Source organism: Synechococcus sp. F70.1 (assembly GCF_047502745.1).
GTDB lineage: Bacteria > Cyanobacteriota > Cyanobacteriia > Thermostichales > Thermostichaceae > Thermostichus.
In genome coordinates this window covers 1-888 of sequence record NZ_JANSJL010000110.1, presented here as the reverse complement: position 1 = coordinate 888, position 888 = coordinate 1, and the positions used below count along the sequence as shown (strand labels likewise).

Genomic DNA, 888 nt, shown 5'->3' with positions numbered 1-888 from the left:
CATACACAGCCTCTTTTCCATCTTGCTGGCCGGGATCCCCCTGGTCAGCTTAGGTTGGACAGGGATCCCAGCGGCCGCCCAATCTGCTAACCCCTCCCTCTGCCGGCAATTTCCTCAAGACATTCGCTGCAATCTCTCTGCTCCCAGCCAGGTTGGGCAAGCGCCCCAGCCCACCGCTCGCCCTCGCGTTGCAGTTTTGGATTTTGATTTCAGCAGCCTCAGCAATCCCTACAGCCTGCCCGAGGCTGCCCGTGGGGTGAGCGATCTGCTGGTGGATCGGCTGGTGAGAGATGACACTTTTTCCGTCATCGAGCGCTCGCGGCTAGATGCAGTCTTGGCCGAGCAGAACCTGGGTCGATCTGGGCTACTGGACGCCAACACTGCTGCTCAGGTGGGCCGCATCCTAGGAGTCGATGCCGTGATCCTCGGCAGTGTAACCCAGTTTGATGTAGCAGTGCGTCGTTCTGGAGGTGGGGCACCGGTTCTAACCCCTTTTGGCAACTTTCCGCTGGCAGTGGGGGTTGAGTCGGTAGACGTCGATGCCAACGTGCAGCTCAACGCCCGCCTGGTGAGCACCAGCACTGCCGAGATCTTGGCCGTGGTTGAGGGCAAAGGCAACGCTAGCCAGTCGGATAGCACGGTTGCAGTGGCCGGCTTTGGCGGCGGATCTGCCACCAGCAATGAAGAGAAGCTGCTGGTTTTAGCAAGCCAACAGGCGGTGGAGCAAATTGCCCAGCAGCTGGCCGGCTTTGCCGAACGCTTAGCGGCCCAGCCCCGCTCTTTGCCAACGGTTGATGCCCTAGTGGCCGATGTCTACGGCAACCAGGTGATTTTGAACAAGGGCAGCCGCGACGGCTACCGCGTGGGATTGATCCTTTCTGTGGAGCG

At 60.5% G+C, this 888-nt stretch carries 1 protein-coding gene; it reads left to right on the top strand.

Translation table 11 applies throughout. The annotated features are described in order from the left end of the window. Nucleotide 1: 1 nt before the first annotated feature. Nucleotides 2-888 (top strand): CsgG/HfaB family protein (locus tag NW860_RS10810; RefSeq protein ID WP_414514148.1); only part of this gene is annotated, 887 nt, incomplete at its 3' end.